The 3,811-nt window shown below is 67.0% G+C and carries 4 protein-coding genes; all 4 read right to left on the minus strand.

Annotated elements, in window-relative coordinates; all coding sequences use genetic code 11:
• Positions 1–863 (minus strand): type IV secretory system conjugative DNA transfer family protein (locus tag ABF648_RS11885; protein ID WP_415632459.1); only part of this gene is annotated, 863 nt, incomplete at its 3' end.
• Positions 860–1,360: a hypothetical protein gene (locus ABF648_RS11890; protein ID WP_415632460.1), complete on the minus strand. Its 501-nt coding sequence runs from the start codon at positions 1,358–1,360 to the stop codon at positions 860–862. The genes ABF648_RS11885 and ABF648_RS11890, both read right to left, overlap by 4 nt.
• Before the next feature lie 700 nt (positions 1,361–2,060).
• Positions 2,061–2,837, minus strand: coding sequence for a DUF4145 domain-containing protein (locus ABF648_RS11895; RefSeq protein ID WP_415632461.1), 777 nt, complete (start codon positions 2,835–2,837; stop codon positions 2,061–2,063).
• 66 nt (positions 2,838–2,903) lie between these two features.
• A partial coding sequence (locus ABF648_RS11900; protein ID WP_415632462.1) for an ATP-binding protein occupies positions 2,904–3,811 on the minus strand: 908 nt, incomplete at its 5' end.

Below are 3,811 nucleotides of genomic sequence, written 5' to 3' on the forward strand. Positions count from 1 at the left end.
GGGGGGGGCGCCCGCGCGGGGGGTGGGCCCGCACCCCGCCGCGGCCCCCGGCGCGCGCGGGCGAGCCGGGGGGGGGCCCGCCCGCCGAGACCGGTGGCGCGGATCATCGCGGTCTGCGGGTTCTCGCAGCCCCTGATCGGCGACCACCGCATCCCCGACGGCAGGCCTTCGGCCAGATGCTGGGGGTCGAAGATGGCCACTGGGCCGATTGTGGCGCGGGCGCGCATGGTGGCGGTGAGGTTGTCCGGGCGGGTGCTGGTGCACACGACCGCGCCCGGTGCGTCCAGGATGGCGGGGATGACCAGGTGCAGGCCTTTGCCTGAGCGGGGCGGGCCGATGACCATGACGGAGTCCTCCACCGACGCCCACACGCTTGCGCCCTTCGAGCTGCCGAGCAGGTAGCCCACGTCCTGGGGCCTCGGCGAGGCAAGGCTGGGCCGCAGGTTTCCCGCGCGCGTGAGCAGGGTCTTGGTGGAGGCGGTGGTGGTGATGTCGTGGCGGCTGGCGATACCGGCCATGCGACGCGGATCAGCCTCCACCGCCGTGGTGAAGTGGCGCACCCGCAGCCAGACGAACACGCCCAGAGCGCTGATGAGGGTGAGCATGAGGCCGGTGACGATCCAGTACACGACCGCGTTCAGGCCTACTGCGCCGAGCGCGGTTCCGGGGTCACTCGGGTCGAGTAGCACGCCGACCCCGGACGCGGGTCCACCGGTCGGCTGATTGGTACCGCTGAGCCACGCCGTGACCGATCCGGCCCCGCGCAGCGCGAGCGTGAACGCCACCAGGGCAAGCAGGCCGATGATGGCTGCATTCGTCAGTTCGTCGCCCATCGACCCCGAACGCTGCGACGGCTGGCTCATGCAAGCCGCCTGACCGCCAGCGTGCCCGAGACCCGGCCCACGAGCACGACTTCGGACACGCCGGGGTGCTCGGCCGGGTCGATGAGCGCCCGCGCCGTACCATCCTTCGCGGCAGCAGTGTGGCTGACAACCGGCGCGATGGCGATGTCCTCGCCAGGGATGAACCCCTCCGCGTGGACTTCGGCCAGCGCTGGGCTGGGGGCGGCATTTCGCGGCTTCGACGGCGGCGGCTCGAGATGGTGAGGTTGGAGTTGTGCTGGGAACAGGTCGGTGAAGGAGGTGCCGTCGGTCTCGTGCACCTCCACCCACACCGGAATCGTCCGCTTCTCGGACGCCTGTTCGATGATCTCGGGCAACGAGCTGCGCCGCCACGTCGAATGTGGTGGCGACGGCAGGAAAGCGCCGTCCCTGGTGACGGTGATCGTGCCGTTGCGGTGCACTGTAAGGACTACGAGGGGAATCGTGACGGGCGCGGATGATGCAGGCGGTGTCTTCATGCCCGGCAGGTACGCGCCTAGTTTCCGGCTGGTCTGGGTTTCTGCTTCTGGGCCGAAAAATACGGATGCTACTCACAGGGTTGGGCAGGATCGATTTGCACGGAGCTGTGCCGACGGCCGTTTGGAAGGCCCTTTGGCACCGAGTTCATCAACGCGGACCGCCACTGCGCCGGGGGTTGAACCGCTCTGGCCGCCGTCCTGCGCGGGCAGGCGAGGTTGACTTTCAGCTTGGCGATGGGGATGCTGTCAGCCGATGAAGACGTAGTCAGTCGCGAGCCGCCCCTGGTCATCGAGTGTCAGCAGGTCGATTCCTGGGGGTGCAGTGGAGCCCTCTGGGGCGACAGGCCGCCAGTCCACTCTGGTCGTTGACGTGCGCGATGTTCGCCTCTCACGCGTACGGAGGAATGTCGGACGTCTCTGGCAAGCTCTTGGTATGAGTGACGAAACTTGGGACGGCCGCCGGGCAGTCAGTGCAAACTCGGGTGAGACACGGTTCCGTGTGCGCGGCAACCGGATGGTTGACGCGAACACTGGGGAGACATCATTCCGTGTCCGCGACGATGGCAGAGTGGTGGATGCCAATTCTGGCGAGACACGGTTTCGCGTGCGCGATGACGGCCGTGTGGTCGATGCCAACACGGGTGAGACGGTCTACAGACTTAGAGGTTGAGTCACTTGCCCCTGGATCGGCCGCCGCTGCTCAGGGTTGCCGAGAAGGCCCCTTGACCGCGTTTATCACTCGCGCCTGGGCATCGATGTCCGGGCCAGTGAAGAGTCGGTGGAACGCCTCGTCAAGTACTCTGGCCCCGTCCAGCACCTCCATAGTGGTTAGGTCCGAGTCCTCATGGGTTCCGACGTTTCCGAGCCATTTGACGGCGAAGAAGAGATCGGCCACCGTTGGACGGTTGGAGTCAGCATCCCGCCACTCTTTGATACGTTCGTGCGCGTTCCGAAACTGCCCAGTTAGTCGAGTCGCAGAGATGTCTTCTGAGGTCAAGAACCGTTCCACCGTGGCACGTAGCGCAGTTGCGGCTAGACCAGGATCAGCGAAAAGCACGCGAGAAGCGCGTAGCACGCCCTCTCGTACTTCGTCGGGTGCCGACTTCGGTATCGGCATTATCAGCATCGGCGGATGCAAGTGCGTCACGGTGTAGTACGAGGAATAGGCCACGCCCTGATACTCGTAATCATCGCGGTTCGACCTGTGGGAGTAGTCCACGCGGTAGTCGCCCGTGCCGTGCACAGCCTGTTGGCACTCGGGGTTCTCGCACTGACCGCGGACGACAAACGTGCCGGAAATCCACTCCGGCTCGAACGCAGGGTGGTTGCGCGCAGAGGCTGAGTCGTGTCCTTCATACTCGGTGGGCGCTGAGAAGCTGATGTATCCGGTCTGGCACTTGGGGCAAGCAGGCCGCGGCCACGGCTGGCCGTCCTCAATCGGGCGAGCGAACTCGGGAAGCGCGGGGTCCACAGCCATGCCTCCAGTGTAAGCGAGACGCTATGTAGACAGGCGTAGAGCACGAATCGATCGCGGGCGACGGCTCTAGACGTTGGTGGTCATGCGGTTGGTGGTGTCGAACAGGGCGAGTTCGTTGGGGTGCATTTGGTGTTGGACGACGAAGGAGCGGTCCTTGATCCGCCAGAGTCCCTGCCCGGTGGAGAGGGTGGGCAGGAGCTTCTGCTCGGTGCCGGTCAGTCCGAGGGTTTGGGCGGTGATGCCGAGCTGGTCGGATTCCTGCCGGTAGATGATCCTTGTCTCCGCGTTCGCCAGCAGGCTGGTGGCCAGGGCGCGGTTGGCGGAGCCTTGGTCGCCCACGGTGTCCAGGTCGGTGAGCTTGTGGAAGATGAGCATGTTGGCGATCCCATAATGCCTGGCGAGCCGCCATTGGGCGTCCATGCGCCGCAGCAACGCGGGGTGGCTCATGAGCCGCCATGCTTCGTCGTAGATCATCCAGCGTTGCCCGCCGGCCGGGTCGAGCAGTGCGGCTTCCATCCACGCGGACGCGCAGGTCATGAGCACCGACAGCAGCGCCGTGTTCTCCGCAACTCTGGACAGGTCGAGACTGATCATGGGCAAAGATGGGTCGAAGGCGACGGTGGATGGCCCGTCGAACAGGCCCTGGAGGTCGCCGGCGACGAGGCGGCGCAAGGCGTGGGCGACCAGGCGTCCGTCGTCGGCGAGGCGTCCGTCGTCGCCGTGTGGGTCGGGGGCGAAGAGCCGGTCCACCACCATCGGCAGGATTGGCACCGAGTTCGCGTTCACGGTGGCGGTCAGGGCGGCGTCCACGGCGGTGTGCTCCAACGGGGACAGCGGCCTGCCGAGCACGGTCTCGGCGAGCGCGCCGAGCAGGTCGCGGCGGCGCGCGGGGGCCGGGGGCGCCCCCGCCGCCGGCGCCCAACCAGCGGGGCGGTGCCCCGCCTGCAACGGGGTGAGGCGGGGGGGCCGGCCGG

This window comes from Propionibacterium sp. (assembly GCF_047719395.1).
Lineage (GTDB): Bacteria > Actinomycetota > Actinomycetes > Propionibacteriales > Propionibacteriaceae > Propionibacterium.

Excerpts from the sequence above, each read along its gene's own strand:
- ABF648_RS11890 (WP_415632460.1), bottom strand. The coding sequence starts at position 1,360 with ATGAAGACACCGCCTGCATCATCCGCGCCCGTCACGATTCCCCTCGTA.
- ABF648_RS11895 (WP_415632461.1), bottom strand. The coding sequence starts at position 2,837 with ATGGCTGTGGACCCCGCGCTTCCCGAGTTCGCTCGCCCGATTGAGGAC.